The sequence below is a fragment of the Algibacter sp. AS12 genome (assembly GCF_046736315.1).
In the GTDB taxonomy this organism is placed as follows: Bacteria; Bacteroidota; Bacteroidia; order Flavobacteriales; family Flavobacteriaceae; genus Algibacter_B; species Algibacter_B amylolyticus.
The window spans coordinates 4,369,169-4,387,060 of the sequence record NZ_CP151841.1; the positions used below are offsets into that span (position 1 = coordinate 4,369,169).

General features: G+C 32.3%; 18 protein-coding genes. 5 read left to right on the forward strand and 13 right to left on the reverse strand.

Annotation, left to right across the window (positions count from 1 at the left end; all coding sequences use genetic code 11):
• Positions 1-23 precede the first annotated feature (23 nt).
• The 5 genes from AAFN75_RS17935 (at position 24) to AAFN75_RS17955 (ending at position 4,888) form a co-directional block, all read left to right on the forward strand.
• Complete coding sequence (locus AAFN75_RS17935) at positions 24-530, forward strand: SMI1/KNR4 family protein (RefSeq protein ID WP_411807653.1); 507 nt, start codon at positions 24-26, stop codon at positions 528-530.
• 162 nt (positions 531-692) lie between these two features.
• Complete coding sequence (locus AAFN75_RS17940) at positions 693-899, forward strand: hypothetical protein (protein WP_411807602.1); 207 nt, start codon at positions 693-695, stop codon at positions 897-899.
• A gap of 535 nt (positions 900-1,434) precedes the next feature.
• Positions 1,435-2,958 (forward strand): IS1182 family transposase, encoded by a 1,524-nt coding sequence (locus AAFN75_RS17945; protein WP_411807623.1) that lies wholly within the window; start codon positions 1,435-1,437, stop codon positions 2,956-2,958.
• A 79-nt stretch (positions 2,959-3,037) separates the two neighbouring features.
• Entirely contained in the window at positions 3,038-3,859 is an 822-nt protein-coding gene (locus AAFN75_RS17950) for a GNAT family N-acetyltransferase (protein WP_411807654.1), read from the forward strand.
• A gap of 273 nt (positions 3,860-4,132) precedes the next feature.
• Positions 4,133-4,888 carry a DUF5995 family protein gene (locus AAFN75_RS17955; protein WP_411807655.1) on the forward strand — a complete coding sequence of 252 codons (756 nt, stop codon included), beginning with the start codon at positions 4,133-4,135 and terminating at the stop codon, positions 4,886-4,888.
• A 94-nt stretch (positions 4,889-4,982) separates the two neighbouring features.
• Here the strand turns inward: AAFN75_RS17955 and AAFN75_RS17960 are convergent, their stop codons facing one another.
• From AAFN75_RS17960 to AAFN75_RS18020, 13 genes are all read right to left on the reverse strand, one after another.
• Positions 4,983-5,687 (reverse strand): response regulator transcription factor, encoded by a 705-nt coding sequence (locus AAFN75_RS17960; protein WP_144116271.1) that lies wholly within the window; start codon positions 5,685-5,687, stop codon positions 4,983-4,985.
• Between the two features lie 2 nt (positions 5,688-5,689).
• The gene (locus AAFN75_RS17965) at positions 5,690-7,222 is read right to left on the reverse strand and encodes a sensor histidine kinase (protein WP_411807656.1); all 1,533 of its coding nucleotides are present in this window, start codon (positions 7,220-7,222) and stop codon (positions 5,690-5,692) included.
• A gap of 115 nt (positions 7,223-7,337) precedes the next feature.
• On the reverse strand, positions 7,338-7,922 hold the full coding sequence (coaE, locus tag AAFN75_RS17970; protein WP_411807657.1) for a dephospho-CoA kinase: 585 nt from the start codon (positions 7,920-7,922) through the stop codon (positions 7,338-7,340).
• Positions 7,919-8,875, reverse strand: a complete 957-nt coding sequence (locus tag AAFN75_RS17975) for a CdaR family protein (protein WP_411807658.1) — start codon at positions 8,873-8,875, stop codon at positions 7,919-7,921. Before AAFN75_RS17975 ends, coaE begins: the two co-directional genes overlap by 4 nt.
• A complete protein-coding gene (locus tag AAFN75_RS17980; protein WP_411807659.1) occupies positions 8,875-9,882 on the reverse strand; it encodes a glycosyltransferase in 1,008 nt (335 codons plus the stop codon). The genes AAFN75_RS17975 and AAFN75_RS17980 overlap by 1 nt, the downstream gene beginning before the upstream one ends.
• Before the next feature lie 445 nt (positions 9,883-10,327).
• On the reverse strand, positions 10,328-11,152 hold the full coding sequence (locus AAFN75_RS17985; RefSeq protein ID WP_411807660.1) for an enoyl-ACP reductase: 825 nt from the start codon (positions 11,150-11,152) through the stop codon (positions 10,328-10,330).
• Between the two features lie 56 nt (positions 11,153-11,208).
• Positions 11,209-12,861: a DNA repair protein RecN gene (recN, locus tag AAFN75_RS17990; protein WP_411807661.1), complete on the reverse strand. Its 1,653-nt coding sequence runs from the start codon at positions 12,859-12,861 to the stop codon at positions 11,209-11,211.
• Positions 12,862-12,938: 77 nt separating this feature from the next.
• Entirely contained in the window at positions 12,939-13,826 is an 888-nt protein-coding gene (locus AAFN75_RS17995; RefSeq protein WP_144116278.1) for a DUF4835 family protein, read from the reverse strand.
• Complete coding sequence (gene coaBC, locus AAFN75_RS18000) at positions 13,819-15,030, reverse strand: bifunctional phosphopantothenoylcysteine decarboxylase/phosphopantothenate--cysteine ligase CoaBC (RefSeq protein WP_411807662.1); 1,212 nt, start codon at positions 15,028-15,030, stop codon at positions 13,819-13,821. The genes AAFN75_RS17995 and coaBC overlap by 8 nt, the downstream gene beginning before the upstream one ends.
• A gap of 87 nt (positions 15,031-15,117) precedes the next feature.
• Positions 15,118-15,447 (reverse strand): DNA-directed RNA polymerase subunit omega, encoded by a 330-nt coding sequence (locus AAFN75_RS18005; RefSeq protein WP_172625860.1) that lies wholly within the window; start codon positions 15,445-15,447, stop codon positions 15,118-15,120.
• 11 nt (positions 15,448-15,458) lie between these two features.
• Complete coding sequence (locus AAFN75_RS18010) at positions 15,459-16,298, reverse strand: outer membrane protein assembly factor BamD (RefSeq protein WP_411807663.1); 840 nt, start codon at positions 16,296-16,298, stop codon at positions 15,459-15,461.
• Positions 16,299-16,416: 118 nt separating this feature from the next.
• Positions 16,417-17,295: a 4-hydroxy-tetrahydrodipicolinate synthase gene (gene dapA / locus AAFN75_RS18015; protein WP_411807664.1), complete on the reverse strand. Its 879-nt coding sequence runs from the start codon at positions 17,293-17,295 to the stop codon at positions 16,417-16,419.
• A 2-nt stretch (positions 17,296-17,297) separates the two neighbouring features.
• Complete coding sequence (locus AAFN75_RS18020) at positions 17,298-17,819, reverse strand: DUF6913 domain-containing protein (protein WP_411807665.1); 522 nt, start codon at positions 17,817-17,819, stop codon at positions 17,298-17,300.
• Positions 17,820-17,892: the final 73 nt, after the last annotated feature.

Consider the following 17,892-nt stretch of genomic DNA (forward strand, 5'->3'; position numbering starts at 1 on the left):
ACGTTGTGTGTAATGTGAAAAAAATGAGAGATTTAAAAAAAATTATCGAATTGATTTCAAAAGACTCTAATTGTAGAATTCTTGAGCCAAATAATGAATTGAAAATTGACAGGAAAATTCCTAGGGATTTGGAATTATTCTTTAAACTGACAAATGGAATTAGTCTTTTTGAAAATGAACCTTTTGGAATAAAAGTAATCGGAAAAGAAGAGTTTATTTCAACTAATAAATATCTTTATCCAGAAGGAGATGTAATATGGGAAGAACTTGAGGACGATATTACTAATGAATGGTTTCTAATTGCTAAAAGTGAAGAATTATCACAATATATTAGTGTTGACTTGACTGAAAAAAAATTCGGAAGATGTTATGATAGTTTTTTAGAAACGCACGGAGAAGAAGGAATGTCTGAAATAATAGCGAATGATTTTACAGAGTTACTTTGGAATTTATATAATAGCAACGGAAAAGGAGAAAGTTGGTATTGGATTGACAATAAATTTGAAAAAATCGGAGATGCTTTTGACTGAAAAAACACTACACACAACACAGTATAAAAATAATTGCGGTTTAGTGCTTAATCAAAGGTCGTTGCGTGTTTGTAACGTCTGAATTTCCTTCGGAAATTCCTCGCATACAAACCCGCAACTATTCTTATACATAAACGTTAGCAGTCAGTTGAACTCACTCATATGTATGACAAAGAGAAAATAGAAAACTTTCAGATTAGAATGGAGGAATTAATTGAAAAGTTTGACAAAAAACAAGCTTTTGAATTGATTACAACAGAACTCAAAGATTGTGAGGACAAATATCTGACTGAATTTATGGCGCCTTTAAACTTCTTGAATTATGAGCCCGTTTTAGACTGGATTAAAAAAAAATGCAAAGAGGAATAAAAATATTACGCAAGATTGGGGACATTTATCTGCGAGTTCAAATTTCAGCTGGAAAAGAGCGGAAAAATGGCTTGAAAAGGGAAGACCTTTGAGCTTAATTGCACTCGATGCAACAATGTTCTGTACAACAAGAGGAGAGCGACTAAATCAGTCTCTTTTCATGAGGGAATTGAATCCTAAACTGACTGACAATCCCAAACTGGACAAAATAGCAAATGGACTAAAAAACTATTTGAAAAAAGACAGCGTACCAAGGACAAAGAATGTAATTGATAAAATAATAAATGACATATTTGAAATTGGATAAAAAAACCGAACTGCTAACATTGTATAAAAATAATGCGTAAGTTTATTCCTTAATCAAGAGTTAGTGCTTGTTTGCTTGCATCTGATTTTCCTTCGGAAAATCCTCGCACTCAAACTACGCACTATTCTTATACGTAACCGTCAGACTGTCTAATAACTATTTAAGCTTTTAGTGATATTTAGAAACAGTTATAAAGTAATTTTCAGGTAGTTTTTGTATCTTTTAGTTATGAAATTCATACTTGGAAAAGACCGACAACAGACCTGCCTTTTTCCTGTTTCTCTTGAAGATTCTATAGAATCTAAGAACAGCGTAAGGTCTATAGATCAATTTGTAGATTCACTTAACCTAGCAGAACTCGGATTCCGTTCAGACTTTATAGAAAACGGCCCTCCTGCTTATAATCCATCTGTCCTTCTCAAACTTTACATATACGGATACATGAATCGTATTCGTTCTTCTCGACAATTAGAAAAAGAATGCAGGCGTAACATTGAAGTGATGTGGTTGCTTGAATCGCTAGCTCCAGATCACAACACCATTAGTAACTTCAGAAAAAATAATGGAAAGGCTATTAAAAAAGTGTTTTTTGCTACCGTACAAATTGCACGCAATTTTGGGCTTATCGGTGCTACACTTATTGCTGGAGACAGTACTAAGTTTAGAGCTCAGAATAGTAAAAAGAACAATTTTAATCAGAAGAAGATACAGCGCCACTTAGATTACATAGACAACAAACTAGAGCAGTACAATAAAGCCCTTGAACAGAGTGATAGTGAAAATGAGAAAGAAAACATCAAGAAGAATATTGATAAACATCAAGGTCGCAGAAATGAATATGAAAAACTAAATGCACAGCTGAAGACCTCTGGAGAACCACAAATTTCTACCTCAGACCCTGATAGCAAGCATTTGATAGTGCGTAACAATATTACTGAAGTTGCTTACTGTGTACAATCTACTGTAGATGCAGATCATAATATTCCGTTCGACTACTTGGTCACCAATATGAATGACTCCAAAGCTATGGGACAGATGTTGCAGCGCGCTAAAACTATTTTAGGAACAAACACCTTTACCGCACTTTATGATAAAGGATATCATACGGGGAGTGAATTTAAAACTGCAAATCAATTAGGTATTAAAACCCTTGTCGCTATCCCTGGAATAGGTAGAGCATCACAAGCCCCTGATCCAAATTATAACTCAGAACATTTTAAGTACAATAAAGAAAACGACATGTATACTTGCCCGGAAGGAAACATACTTAAAAGTAATGGCAGCACCTATAAAGGGCGTAATTATCGTTTCAAACAATATAAAACAAACAGATGTAAAACCTGCCCAGTAAGAGCATTATGCACCACTTCTAAAGTAAATGGAAAGGTGATACAGCGCAGTGAATACCATCAGTATATTGAAGCTAATGCACAAAGCGTATTGCAAAATCCTGATGCGTATAAAAAAAGGCAAGCCATGGTTGAGCATCCTTACGGAACCATAAAACGTCAATGGAGTTTTGATCATATTATGACTAAGAAAACTATGCAACGCGCTAGTGCTGATGTAGGCTTTATGTTTATTGCTTATAATTTAACAAGAATTTGGAATATCATTAGAAAAGCTAATACGTGTGCTTTTAAAGCTTACAAGTCCTTTTTTAGGTTCATAGTATCTATTCTAATGGGTTTTAAAGTAGTATACGAACAAAAAGATCTTAGCATACAGCTAATTCAAAAAACTGTATTTTAGTAGAAATATATAAAATTGCAGTCGGTTATTAGACAGACTGACGTTGTGTGCAATTTAAGAACGAAAAACTGACAAAATTTTGATAGTAAAAAATTTAGAGAAAATTGAATTTGATATAATTGTTGATTGCTTTTTAAAGTCTTTTGAAAATTATTATGTTAAGCTACCAACAGACAAAAACTATTATAAAAATAGATGGAGATTAGCAAAAGTTGATTATGCCTTATCCTATGGAATGTTTGATGACGAAAAATTAGTTGGATTTATAATTAACGCCATAGATAAACGAAATGGAGAAAAAATAGCCTTTAATACCGGAACAGGTGTACTTCCAGAATATAGAGGGAGAAGAATCGTTAAATCGATTTACAATTTTGCTATACCAGATTTAAAAATAAATGGAGTTACAAAATGTCTATTAGAGGTAATCATTGAAAATACTCAAGCAATAAAATCTTATCAAAGTATTGGATTCGAAATTTGTAAAACATTTAATTGCTTCAGTGGAGAAATTAAATTAATCTCAAATGCTAAAATTGAGATGAATAAAGTTGACTATAATACTTTTGATTGGGGAAAATTACCTAATCAAAATTTATATTCTTGGGATTTTAACTTAGAAGTAATTAAAAACGGAGATTACGATTACTATCAAATTACAAAGGATAATTTTATTGAGTCTTTTTTTATTGTAAACCCCAAAAATGAATATTTAGCACAATTTGAGATTTTAAAAGAAAGTGATGGCTGTTGGAATAGATTATTTAAAGGGATAAAAGAAGTATCAAACTCAATAAAAATAATAAATGTTGATACAAGATTAAACGAGAAAATAAATTTCATCAATTCAATTGGATTATCGAATACTGTTAATCAATATGAAATGGAAATGAATATATAAACTATAGCCAACAAAGATGTATAAAAATAATGCTTAGTTTAGTAACAAATAAAAAGCAAATGAGAGTTTGCTTGCTTATGATTTTTCTTCGGAAAATCCTCGCATACAAAGCCGCAAGTATGCATGCATACAACAAATAAAACCTAGTAAATCTAAGCAACAACTAGTATTACAAGAATAATCAACTAGTTCATTTTATAAAATATAACAATCGAGTAGATTCCTCTAGGTTTTTCCGTATATTTCTGTTTGTAAACCTATTAGAACAAAAACATGCCTCGTGCTACCTCCATCCAGAATGTTTTAATTGAGCTTGATGCCATTATTAACGAGTGTATCCAAGCCAACAACAGGTTAGGCTTATTTGCATACATCTATAGAAGAACAACTGCTGAAATTGCCTCTGAGATTGCTTTAGCTCGCTTTGAAGACAATACACGTTTAGAAATCCTAGACGTTGAGTTTGCTAATTTATATTTAGATGCTTATAAAGCTTATAAAAACAACCAAAACATAAGTTATGCTTGGAAGTTTGCTTTTATAAATGCCCAAGAACCATTCACCATTGTCCAACATATCATGTTGGGTATGAATGCGCATATAAACTTAGATCTTGCTTTAGCGACTGCTACAACTATGACTGGCTTAGAGCTTAATGATATTCAAAAGGATTTTAACAAGGTAAACGATATCCTGTTCCAAATAGTTAATGAGTTGCAAGATCGCCTAAGCCGCGTTTCGCCGTTAATGATACTGTTAGATTGGGTTGGACAAAATGAAGATGAAAAACTAATAGATTTTAGTATGCGTAAAGCCCGAGAACAATCGTGGAATTCGGCAAACCTATTATGGTCTTTGGGCGAAACACATAATGCAAACACTAAAAGGAATATAGACACACTTGTTGTTAAATTGAGTGAAATAATTAAAACACCAAAAACACGCCTTGTTCAGTTTTTATTAAAAATGATTGCCAAGTTTGAAACTAAAGATGTAGGACGAATCATTTCTAAATTAAAAGCGGATTAACCTTATTATAAATTTCATCTACAAATCGGATTAGTATTAAATAAAAAAAATCCAACTATAAAGTTAGATTTTTAATATCATAAAGTGTGTTTTCTTAACTGTTTACAACCAAACGAAAACCTTCGCCGTGTATGTTAAGTATTTCTACTTTTTCGTCTAATTTTAAGTATTTACGAAGCTTAGCAATATACACATCCATACTACGCGATGTGAAATAATTATCGTCGCGCCATATTTTTGTTAAAGCCAATTCACGTGGCATTAAATCATTTTCATGTAATGCTAATAAACGTAATAATTCGTTTTCTTTTGGCGATAATTTTACTGGATCTGCACCATCAAATTTTAAGAAACGTAATTTTGAGTTAAGATCGAAACGACCTATTTTAAACTCAAATTGTTTACTATCTGAAATTGTTTCGGTAGCCTTACGTTGTATAATAGCTTTAATCTTCATTAAAAGCACCTCACTATCAAACGGTTTGTTTAAATAATCGTCTGCTCCTACTTTATACCCTTTTAAAACGTCTTCTTTCATGGTTTTAGCCGTTAAGAATATAATAGGCACATCGGTGTTTTTTTCTCTTATCTCTTTAGCTAACGTAAAGCCGTCTTTATAAGGCATCATAACGTCAAGGATACATAAATCGAAATCGTCTTTTTTAAATTTCTCGAAGCCTTCCATACCGTTTTTGGCATGGGTAACTTCATACTCATTCATCATTAAATAATCTTTAAGTACGGTCCCAAAATTTGGATCATCTTCAACTAATAATATTCTTTTTTTAAATTCTTCCATAGTTATGATATTAGCGGTAGCTTTATAATAAATGTGCTTCCTTTATCTTTTTCTGATTCTACTGATACATGACCTTGATGGTCTTCCACAATTCTTTTAACATAAGCCAAACCTAAACCGTGGCCTTTTACGTTATGAATATTTCCTGTGTGTTCTCTATAAAATTTTTCGAACACACGTTTGGCAGCTGCTTTACTCATACCACTACCATAATCTTTAATTTTTAATAAAATATTTGTTCCTGCATTTTCGGTATAAACCTCAATTTTAGGAGCTTCTGGAGAATACTTAATGGCATTATCCAAAATATTAACTATAACATTTGTAAAGTGAGTTTCGTTTGCTAAAACCGATGACGTTTCGGCATCTAAAAAGGTTTTTATATACCCTTGTCTGTCTTCCACTATTAATTCTACATGCGTTAAAGCATCTTCTACTAAGTCGTGCAAGTCTACCCTATCCTTACTAATGTTAAGCTCATTTTTTTCTAGTTTAGATATACGTAACACATTTTCTACCTGCGCGTGCATACGCTTGTTCTCTTCCTTTATCATTCCAAGATACCTTAAAACCTTTTCCTTATCGTCTATAATTTTTGGATTCTTAATAGAATCTATTGCTAAATTAATAGTAGCGATAGGTGTTTTAAACTCATGCGTCATGTTATTAATAAAGTCTGTTTTTATTTCTGAGATTTTACGTTGTTTAACCAACTGAAATAAAGCACTTGAATACGCCAAAATGATAATAGATGTAAATGTTATGGATAACAAAATCATACCAATAACACCCGATAAAATAAACTTTCTGTCGTCTGGAAAATTTACATGTAATCTATATGGTGTTTGATTATTTTCATCATAAAAAATGGGCACTTTAAAACTAGAATTAGGATCGTACTCAAAATTATCACTTTTAACCTTAGTTGCTAAATTGTTACTATAAATAGCAAATTCAAAGTCAATATCGATATCATCCTTTTTAAGTTTTTCGGTAAGCAGTTTTTTAATTTCATTTTCTGAAACACGCTTATGTATTGGATATGTTTTTCGCATTTCCTTAAACCCACGTTCAAAACTTAGACGCTGCGCTTCATCAATACTACCACTTCTTATAATTTTTGATATAGGGCTTTTTATATCCTTGTTAGAATCGCCATTACCACTATAAATTTCGGTAGTAGATTTTGTTGTGATATTTTTAATATCAATACTATCTAAACCAATGTCAAAGAGCGAAGAAGTAAGTTTATAGTTTTCTTCTAAAACATCACCTCTGTAAACAAACATTTCTTTTGTGCTGTTGTTTTTTTGATAAATTAACAACTGCGAAACGGCATCTTCATCTGCTTTTTTCTCACTATCTAAGCCTAAAAACTTAGAAAAATATTGTTCCGATTCGTTTTCCTCAATTGTATTAGAAACGTAATTAAGTGCTTTAATAACATTAAACTTAAAACGCTCTTTTTCGTTATTAACCGAATCGTTAATATAATAAGCTTGAATTGCTATAATACCAATTAGAGATAAACTCATAAGTATTATTAACAAAATGAATAATTTTTTGCCCATCAATCAAAATTAACATTTTAACATTTAGCAATCTTATGTTTTAACCTTACATTAACAAAAATGTTAAATTTTAACGTATTTATTGTTTAATAAGAAGTTTCTTATGGATTTGAAGTACTTGATTTAAGGTTTCTTCAAGATTGGTGTTTTCAATTACGAAATGAGAATGTTTAATTTTTTCTTCATCTGTCCATTGATTTTTCATGATAGCTTCAATTTTCTTTTTTGAAGTATCATCGCGTTTTAGCAAACGCTCTACCCTTATTTTTATAGGCGCAGTAACTGTAATTACATAATCGCAAGCTTTATCGCCTCCGTTTTCAAACAAAATAGCCACCTCTTTTATTACATACGGTGCTTTTTGTTTTAATGCCCATTTATGAAAATGCTTTCCCACTCTAGGGTGCACAATAGCACTCATTTTTTGCAGATAAGATTTATCATTAAAAATGATATTGGCTATAAATGGTTTGTTTAATTGGCCATCTACATAAACCTCTTCGCCAAATAAAGCGATAAGCTTTCTTTTAATTACTTTAGATCTTCGCATTAAAGCCTTAGCCTCATTATCTGCAATGTAAATAGGGACTCCTAACTTAGCAAACTCTTTTGCTACTGTGGTTTTACCACTTCCTATACCGCCTGTAAGTCCTACTACAATCATTTTGTAATTATAAATTCTATGCGTTGTTGGCTAATTTTAGCATGCTGAACCAATTCGGGAGTTTGTACCAACTCCGGAATTAAAAAAGATTGCTCTTGGTTGGTTTTATTAAAATCGCAAACCACCTTAAAATCTTTTGCTTTTATAGCTTTAAAATTAGCTAAACTTACATAATATGAAACACTTACAAATTTAGGAAAATATTTAAGCTTTGCATTTATGGGCGCATTTATAACCGTAAACGGAATTTTAAGTGTGCCTTCTGTAAATTTTTCTATTTGAGCCTTTAATTCTACATGGCTTGCCGAAAATTTTAAATCTGAAATGTTATCAGGTAATTTAAGTGTTGCTATTTTTGCAATATTCGTTCTCAAATCATTAAAAACAAGACTTTCGGTTTCTACACTATTAATTTTGGACACCAAAATATCGGGACCAACCACGGTTACCGAATCTGGATTAGCCGTAATTTCTCCTGTCATATTAAAACCTGGAGCAAAATTAATATCGGTTTGAAATTTAACGGGTACTTTTTTCACCATATTAACGCCATACCTAAACGTTATGGGATCTGGCGATATATTTAGTATCTCTACATCTTTATCAAATTGGGTGTTGTTTAAATAGGCTTTGGATTTGTTCCAAACAAAAACAGATTCTTTTTTAAAGACATCCTCACTAAAATCTATAGTAATTTTTGGTTGAGTCCAATAATAAGATAACCACCTAAAACCATGGGTTTTTAATGTGATATTAATTTGAGTAGAATCGTTTAAAATAACATTTTCTTGCGGAATGTTTAGTTTTTCTACACTAAAAGGAATGGTATTGGTGTATTGTTTTGATAGTTTGGTAAACATTAAAATTACAAACGATACAAACAGAAAAATAAAGAACACATTAATTCTTTTATTTTTAAAGGCTTCTATGATGTTAGCTTTTATTTTCTTCATTATTTTAATTTGAAAAATAATTTAGGAAAATGCGTTTCTGGTGTTTTGTTTAATACTGAAACAGCTAATGTAGATTTTAAAAATCCATAACCATAACCAAAAAACTGAATTAAGATTGCAGGAATTGCTAATACTGAAACTACGATGTTTTTAGTATTGAATACAGCCAAAACAAATGCTAAAGCAAAGTAACACGCATACGCTAACAAAAACCACTTAAACCCTATTAAAAACAACAAAATGGATACTATTAAACCTAAACTAAACAGCGTAGGAAACCAATAGGTTATTTTTTTAGTTGAAGGATGCCATTTGTTTAAAATAGGACGCACCAAACCAAATTTATTAACTTGTTTATAAAAGTTGCTCCACGATATACGACGCTTATGGTACACAAAAGCTTCTGGTATTAACTTGGTTTTATAACCCAAATTCCAGAGTCTTATGGATAAATCTGGGTCTTCGCCTGGGTGAATTCTACCAAAACCTTTAGAATCGTGAAATGCTTTTTTAGACAGCCCCATATTGAAACTTCTGGGTTGAAAGGTATCGACGCTATTTTTATTTCCTCTAATACCACCGGTGGTGATAAAAGACGTCATGGAAAAATTAATGGCTTTTTGAAGGTTTGAAAACGACTCGTGTGCCGCATCGGGACCACCAAAACAATCTACATAATTGGCTTTTAAACTTTTATCGGCTTCTAGTAGATAGTTTTCGGGTAAAATGCAATCGGAATCTAAAATGATAAAATAGTTGCCTTTGGCCTGTTGCATTCCATAATTACGAGAATCTCCTGGTCCGGAGTTTGCCTTAAAATAATATGAAATATTTAGTTTACCATTAAAGGCATCAACTACGGGTTTTGATGTTTGGGTAGAGCCATCTTCTACAATTACAATCTCGAAATCGATAGCGCCCTTTAAAGCTTCAAAGCTCTGTAAAAGCTCCTGAATTTCGTCTGGACGGTTGTATACCGGTATTATAAATGAATATTGTAATTGCATAGTACAAATGTAATTAATCCTGTTTACCTGTGTTTTAAATATTGATATAAATTATAAAGGTAATTTAGGAATAAAGTCCGCTTTGTAATTAGAATTAAGAGAAGACTGCAACTATGCTATTGCGAGTGTCTTGCTATTGACGGTTTTAGTCAAGTAAATCGAACACAAACAGTTAATAGAACGGTTTAGAATATAAGTTTAGTTTGTTTGACGGCACATGCAAAATGCTTACGTTAGCAAAAGTAAACAACAACTAAAACGGTTTGCTCTTTGTTAGCAAATACTCCCGCGCTAGGGATTGTAGCGACATCCTTTTTTTGCTGCTATAAATGGCAAAAAAAGATATAGCGGAAAGCCCGACCCTTGAGGTAGCGCCCTTATTTTTTAAGCAAAAAAAAAGAGCACCGTAATTAGGATGCGCTTTTTTTTTATAAATTATTGTTTTCTATTTTTTGTCTTCGGCATCTACAAAAGCACTCATTACAGCGTCGCTTACTCCCATGTTGCTAAAGCCTCCATCGTGAAATAAGTTTTGTAATGTTACACGTTTTGTTAAATCGCTAAACATTGATATGGTGTAGTTTGCACAATCTAGAGCGGTTGCATTACCAAGTGGCGACATTTTATCAGCGTAGGCAATAAACCCATCGAATCCTTTTACTCCACTACCTGCTGTTGTTGGTGTTGGCGATTGCGAAATGGTGTTTACACGTACTTTTTTGTCTCTACCAAAGAAGTAACCGAAACTACGTGCTACACTTTCTAGATATGCTTTATTATCGGCCATATCGTTATAATCTGGAAAAACACGTTGCGCTGCCATATAGGTTAAGGCCACGATACTTCCCCACTCGTTCATAGCATCTGCTTTGTAAAGCGTTTGCATAACTTTATGAAAAGACATTGCAGAAACGTCTGTTCCTTTTTGTGTCCATGCATAGTTTTGGTCTGTATAATGTTTTCCTTTACGCACGTTTATAGACATACCGATTGAATGTAAAACGAAATCGATTTTTCCACCAAGAATTTCCATAGATTGGTCTACAAGGTTTTTTAAATCTTCTTCTGAAGTTGCATCGGCAGGAATAATTTGAGAACCTGTTTTTTCGGCTAACTCATTTATTTGTCCCATTCTCATGGCAACCGGGGCGTTTGTTAAAACAAATGTGCCTCCTTCTTCATGAACACGTTCGGCAGTTTTCCAAGCGATTGAGTTTTCATCTAAAGCTCCAAAAATAATTCCTCGTTTACCTTTTAATAAGTTATACATATGTATTGGTTTGTAAGTTGATTTTATAATTTGTTTTTAGGTGTCAAATATACTAATTAATTGAGTAATTCTTTGGCATGAGCTATTGCAGATGATGACATTTCTGTACCACCCAACATTTGCGCTATTTCTACAATACGCTCGTCGTGATTTAGCTTTACTAAATTGGTTTGCGTTACATCGTCCACATCTTCTTTATACACTTTAAAGTGAGAGTGTCCTTTGGCGGCCACTTGTGGTAAATGTGTAATAGAAAAGACCTGCATCCTTTTACTCATTTGCAACATGATATCGCCCATTTTGTTTGATATTTCGCCGGATACACCCGTGTCAATTTCATCGAACATAATGGTTGGCAACTGAATGTATTTGGCTAAAACCGATTTTATGGCTAGCATGATTCTAGAAAGCTCGCCACCAGAGGCTGCTTTTTTAAGCTCGTTAAAACTACCGCCTTTATTTGCTGAAAACAGGAATGATAACTCGTCTTTTCCGTTTGCAAAAAAAGTTTTACCAAACTGTGCCTCTATTTTAAACTGTGCATTTGGCATTCCTAAATCTGCCAAAATAGTTTCTAACTGCTTTTTTAACTCCGGAATAACCTTTAAACGCCTGTCGTGAATGCCTTTAGCAATAGTATTTAATTGACTTTCTTGCGCTGTGATTTCTTCGGATTTCTTTAAAATATTAGCATCTAAATTTTCGGTTACCGAAACTTTTTCTTCTAGCTGATTTTTAATTTCTATTAATTCTGAAACGTTTGATGCTACATGCTTTTGCTTTAAACTATGAAGCATTTTAAGCTTAGCATCGACTACCTCTAGCCTATTTGGATCTGCATCGATATTTTCTTGATGGTCGTTAACCTCGCTATACAAATCGTCCATTTCAATTAAGCTACTGGTTGCACGATTGTACAACTCCTCGTATTTAGAGGAATATGTAGCCAATTTTTGAAACACATTTTTTAAGGTTGTAAGCGCTGTTATAACACCTACTTCGTCTTCACTTAAAAGATGGTCTGCCTCGGCAAGTTTTTCTTTTATACCCTCTATGTTGTTTAAGGTTTCGTACTCTTCTTCAAGACTTTGCTCTTCAACTTCAACTAAATTAGCTTCCACTAATTCGTTTAGCAAAAACATATTATAGTCGTGTTCCTTAATGGCTTCTGCTTGAAACACTTTAAGTTCTTCTAATTCTTTTTGAAGTGTTTTATATACCTTAAGTTCGGTTTTATAATTTAATAAAGCACTGTCGTTATTAGCCAAGGCATCGATAACTTGAAACTGAAAATCGTTACTTGTTAATTGCAGTGTTTGGTGTTGCGAATGCACATCAATTAATCGTGCTCCCAAAGCTTGCAGACTAGACAAATTTACAGGTGAGTCGTTAACAAAAGCTCTTGATTTACCAGAAGGTAAAATTTCTCTTCGGATTATGGTTTGCTCTTCATAATCAAAATCTTCTGCCTTAAAAAGTGCTTTTAGCTTATAATTAGAAATATTAAAAACGGCTTCGATTACACATTTTTGTGATGCATCTTTTAAGCTACTTAAATCTGCTCGCTTACCTAAAATTAAAGATAATCCGCCAAGTAAAATAGATTTACCTGCACCAGTTTCTCCTGTAATTATTGAAAACCCATCGTTAAAATCGACATGAAGTTTATCAATTAAAGCGTAATTTTTTATTGAAAGTTGAGTTAACATATTTCGCTATAGGTATGAAGTATTTTGTGTTAAGATAATGGTTTAATTAACCAAGTAGTGTATCTTGAATCTTATAATTACAACTTAATATTTTGCCATTTACTGCTGTGCATTGGCGCTACTTTTTGTAGTGTTTCATTTAAAGCAACAATATCAACTTGTGGTCCGTCTGAAAATATTTGTTGGATTTCCTCGGCTTTTGCATCAAAAAATGTACGTAGTAAAAAAGAATTAGGTCTACGACTATTCATTTCCTTAAAAGACTGTAAGGCCGAAGCAATTTCACTTTTCCCTTCTTTTACATTAGTACTCATAACATCTAATCCGTTTCGGTGGTAATTATACATTACCTGTCTAAACTCTTTAAATGTTGGCGATAAGATATTATCTATTAATGCAAATCGACTTTGTAAACCATCTTCTAACTTCCAACCTTTAAAATTACCTTGTTGTGAATAGTTGGTAATTACTTGTGCTTGCTTAAAGTATTCATCGCCACCCTTATCTGAAAACGAATCGGCATCTAAGCCTAAAACCATATTAATATGAAACGCTAAAACAGAAATTAAATTAGACTCAAACTGTGTTGGGTTATAGATTAAATTTTGAAATTCAAGGTATCTAAAATTAAAATCTTTATCGTTAAAATTATAAACAGGTGTACTGTAAGATGAGCCATAAACTGGTCGTGAAGACTGCACCTGCAATGTACCTTGAAAAGACTCGCCACTATAATTTGTTATGTTTAAAAACAAGTTACAGTTTATACGCTCTTGATCTTTAAAAGTTTTTTTAGTCCATTTGGTATTATTAACAAACTCGGTAAGTTGCTTTTCTAGAGTTTTAAAAATGGGAAAGTTTTCGTTACCTGTTTGTTCTGCATTTACAACAACACTACAGTTTAACTCTTGAGCAAACCCTTTAATTCCGAAGCAAATTATTAATACAAGTAGAATATTACGCATCAATTTCTGATATAATTTTATTTAATAAATCTGAAGCAACTTCTGTTTTAGACTTTAACTGAAACTCTAAGATATTATCCTTATCATCAATAAAAGTTACTTTATTGGTATCTGTTTTAAAACCAGCACCTTTGTCATTTAACGAATTTAATACAATTAAATTTAAATTCTTTCTTTTTAATTTTCCTTTTGCATTTTCAAGCTCATTGTTTGTCTCTAAAGCAAAACCAACTAAAAATTGTTCTTTTTTAATTGCGCCTAAGGATGCCAAAATATCTTTAGTCTTTTCTAGCTGTAACGTTAACGTATCGGACTTCTTTTTTATTTTCTGACTAGCAACTTCTTTAGGAGTAAAATCTGCTACTGCTGCTGAAAGTATAGCAATATGAGAGGCATCAAAATGCTTGTGTACTTCATTATACATATCTCCTGCGCTAACCACAGGACAAACTTTAATACTAGAATGTGATGTTTTTTGATTTGTTGGACCAGAAACCAATATAACTTCTGCGCCTAAGTTGGCTGCAGCTTTAGCAATTTCGAATCCCATTTTACCACTAGAATGATTACCTATAAAACGTACAGGATCGATGGCCTCGTAAGTTGGACCAGCAGTAATTAAAACCTTTTTACCACGAAGCGGTAATTTACCTAAAACATCTTGCTCTAGAAACGTAACAATATCTTCGGGTTCTGCCATACGGCCTTCGCCAACTAAACCACTAGCTAATTCTCCACTTCCTGCAGGAATCATGATATTATTAAAACTTTTTAGCTTTTTAAAAGACTCTAGAGTTGATGGGTGCTTATACATGTCCAAATCCATTGCTGGAGCAAAATAAACAGGACATTTAGCCGATAAATAGGTTGCCAACAATAAGTTATCGCTGTTTCCATTTACCATTTTAGCTAAGGTATTTGCCGTGGCAGGAGCTATTATAAATAGATCTGCCCATAACCCTAAATCTACATGATTATTCCAAATGGCATTATCATCGTCTTCATTAGTAAAGGTGGAATGCACAGGGTTTTTAGAAAGTGTAGATAAAGTTAACGGCGTAATAAAATCTTTTGCAGATGGCGTCATTACAACTTTTACGTTGGCACCAGATTTTATAAACAAACGAACAAGCGAAGCCGTTTTATAAGCAGCAATACCACCAGTTATACCTAATAATATGTTTTTTCCGCTTAATATACTCATAGCAACTTTCTTTAATAAGCAAACAAACTCCAAGACCATTTGGTAAAACGGTTTTGGAGTTTATTTAATGGTGTTTAAATTTAGAAATTATTCTTGACTATCTTGGTCAGTATTTCTAAAATAAATTTTATCAGTTAACCATTCTTGAACAGCTAACGCATGAGGTTTAGGTAATTTTTCGTAAAATTTAGAAACCTCTATTTGCTCTTTATTTTCAAAGATCTCTTCAAGACTATCATTGTAAGTAGCAAACTCTTCTAACTTATCAATAAGTTCTTTTTTAATCTCAGTGTTAATTTGTTCGGCACGTCTTGCTATGATAGAAATTGATTCGTAGATATTCTCTGTTGGCTCATCAATTTGATTTCTATCATACGTTACCGTATTAACTGGAGCATTGGTTTTTTTTAAATCCATTATTTTATAATTTAACTTTTTGCGCTGTAATTTTTTAACTCTTCGTTTATTTCTGTAATCATATTATTCACATCTTCTGTGTACTTAGAATCTGAAAATGATTTTATAAAGGCTTCCGAATATTCCTTGGCATCTTCTAAACGTTTCTTTTTCAAGTAAACTAAACCAGATTGAAGCGTTCTTTTAACTTCTACACTATTTACCGCTAATTTATAAGCCGAATCTAGTCTGTAATATAAAGCCTCTTCACGTAATTTAGAACCTGGAAAATCAAAAATAAAATTATCAAACGATCTTACCGATGCTGGATAATCTGAAATTTGATTGAATTGCTTTGCTATTTCGAAAGCTTTCTTTTCTAATTTAAAATCCAACTCTTGCACCAAAGTACTTGCTTCTGAGACATGATTAGATTCTGGATATACGTTGATAAACTCTTGAAGCTTTTCAATAGCTTCTTTAGTTTCTGTTTGATCCTTACTAAAAACTGGAGATAACATATAAGCACTTTTAGCACTTAAAAAAGCTGCTTCTGCTACTTTTTCGCTTTTAGGGTAACTTGAAGCAAAACGCTCAAACTGATAACCTGCTACGTAGTAATCTCCCATTTGATAAAATGAGTTAGAGTACAAATACATGAGCTTCTCCGCTTGTGGTTTACCTCTGTAACTTGGTACAATTTGAGCAAAAAGCTTATTGGCTTTTGCAAATTTACCTTCGTTATAAAACTCCTCTCCCATTTTAAATTTTGTAGCTATAGCTCCTTCTCCATCGGCTTTTAACACCTTTTGATACTCACTACAACTGCTTAAAACAGTAAGAAATACTAATATGTAAAAAAATTTGTTCATAGATTTTTAATACAGCACGCAAAAATACGCTATTTATATGGATTTTAAAAATAATATTTAAGCGCTAAAATAACAGCTAAAACACAGTAATTATAAGGTTTAAGTAATATTTAACACACTAAAATGATTTTACAAAATCTTGAATTTTTGTTTTTAGAGCATTAGATGCAGGGACTATTGGCAACCTTACCGTGTCTCTACACAAATTTAAAGTTTCAAAAACCGCTTTAATTCCAGCAGGATTATTTTCTTCAAAAATATAGCCAATAACATCCATTAGTCTATAGTGCAAAGCAAAAGCTGCTTTAGCCTCGCCTTTTAATCCTAAACGAATCATTTCTGAAAACTCTTTTGGATAAGCTTGACCTATAACCGATATAACACCTGCTCCACCAGCTAAAGTAACGCTTAAAACTAAGTCGTCGTCACCAGAAATCACTAAAAAGCCTTCAGGCTTATTTTTAATAAGCTCGTAATATTGTGCCATATTATTTCCTGCTTCTTTAACTCCAACAATATTTTTAAAATCGTTGGCTAAACGCAAAGTTGTATCAACTTCCATGTTTTTTGAAGTTCGACCAGGAACATTATATAGGATGATATCAATTGGACATGCCGTAGCAATGGCCTTAAAATGCTGATAAATCCCCTCTTGTGTTGGTTTACTGTAATATGGTGAAACAGATAATATAGCATCAATTCCACTTAAATCTGTAGAGTTAATTTCCTCTATAACTCCCATTGTATTATTACCACCAATACCTAACACTAACGGTAACCGACCGTTAGTGGCTTTAGAAATAGTTGCAATGACATCCTTTTTCTCCTGTTTTGTTAGTGTAACACTCTCTGCTGTTGTGCCACAAATTACCAAATAATCTGTACCATTATCAATATTATAATTAACAATATTGGCTAAGGACTCGTGATCTATACTTAAATCTGAATTAAATGGTGTAACTAACGCAACTCCCGTTCCTACAAACTTATTATTCATTACTATTTAATTTTTTTTAAAATGGTTAAATATTTAAACACTTCTTCTTTAAACAGATCGAATTGTTTTAAATTGGTTTTTATAATTAAATCATTTAAACGTTCGTCTGTTTGTAAAATTCCTATTTTAAATTTTGCCTTAGACTCGGCAGTAATTAATTTTAATTCTAAAATTTCTTTTTCATAATAACTAATCAATACATCAAACTCCTTATTTAAAAAAGTTTGTAACTCTGCATTTTTAATTGTTCCTTTCCATCCAAAATCCTTAGGATTATAACAATCATCCCAAGACAATAAACTTTCTTTTTTACCAGAAGAAAAGGCAATAACCTTCATTCTGTTTGGTCTAATTTTAATGTAATCAGCAAGTTCTCTAAAGACCTCAAAATCATCAAATTCATCAACATTTATAATAATACCTAGGCTTACAACCTCGCTATTATTAACAATAACCTCACGGTTAGCTAACAATTTGTTCAAGTACTTTTTAATAGAATTTTCTTTAAAACCCTTTAAAATCATTTATCTTTATAACTTTGCGCAAAGGTAGCAAAAGTACATTCAAATTATAGGTTTTCTAATGAGGTTTACACAT